The following is a 1,003-nucleotide window of genomic DNA, read 5'->3' as shown; positions in this document are numbered from 1 at the left end:
CACCCCGCCCGCCCTGAGTGTCTTCGAGACCCTGGAGTCGGAGGTACGGAGCTACTGCCGTGGTTGGCCCGCGGTCTTCGACCGCGCACAGGGCGCCCGGCTCACCGACGAGGACGGACACTCGTACCTCGACTTCTTCGCCGGTGCCGGGTCTCTCAACTACGGCCACAACAACCCGGTGCTGAAACGCGCGCTGATCGACTACATCGAGCGTGACGGCATCACCCATGGTCTGGACATGGCCACGACGGCCAAACGGGCCTTCCTCGAGACCTTCGAGAACGTGATCCTGCGGCCTCGTGACCTGCCCTACAAGGTGATGTTTCCCGGCCCGACGGGCACGAACGCCGTCGAGGCCGCGCTGAAGCTCGCCCGCAAGGTCAAGGGCCGTGAGTCGGTCGTCTCGTTCACCAACGCCTTCCACGGCATGTCGCTCGGTTCGCTGGCCGTGACCGGCAACGCGTTCAAGCGGGCCGGTGCGGGCGTCCCGTTGGTGCACGGCACCCCGATGCCGTTCGACAACTACTTCGACGGCACGGTCCCCGACTTCATCTGGTTCGAGCGGCTGCTGGAGGACCAGGGTTCCGGGCTGAACAAGCCCGCCGCCGTGATCGTGGAGACCGTGCAGGGCGAGGGCGGCATCAACGTCGCCCGCGCCGAGTGGCTGCGCGCGCTCCAGGAACTGTGCCACCGCCAGGACATGCTCCTGATCGTCGACGACATCCAGATGGGCTGCGGCCGGACCGGCGGCTTCTTCTCCTTCGAGGAGGCAGGCATCGTCCCGGACATCGTGACGCTGTCGAAGTCCATCAGCGGCTACGGCCTGCCGATGTCGCTCTGCCTGTTCAAGGGTGAGCTGGACGTCTGGGAGCCGGGCGAGCACAACGGCACGTTCCGTGGCAACAACCCGGCCTTCGTCACCGCCGCCGCCACGCTCGACGCCTACTGGGCCGACGGCCAGATGGAGAAGCAGACGCTGGCCCGCGGTGAGCAGGTCGAGCAG

At 67.3% G+C, this 1,003-nt stretch carries 1 protein-coding gene; it reads left to right on the top strand.

Annotated features, from left to right (window positions below; genetic code table 11):
- Positions 1-1,003 (top strand): diaminobutyrate--2-oxoglutarate transaminase (gene ectB, locus ACFYSH_RS33955; RefSeq protein WP_388757747.1); only part of this gene is annotated, 1,003 nt, incomplete at both ends.

The organism is Streptomyces sp. NPDC005791, from assembly GCF_042871485.1.
In the GTDB taxonomy this organism is placed as follows: domain Bacteria; phylum Actinomycetota; class Actinomycetes; order Streptomycetales; family Streptomycetaceae; genus Streptomyces.
This window is presented reverse-complemented; position numbering and strand designations above follow the sequence as displayed.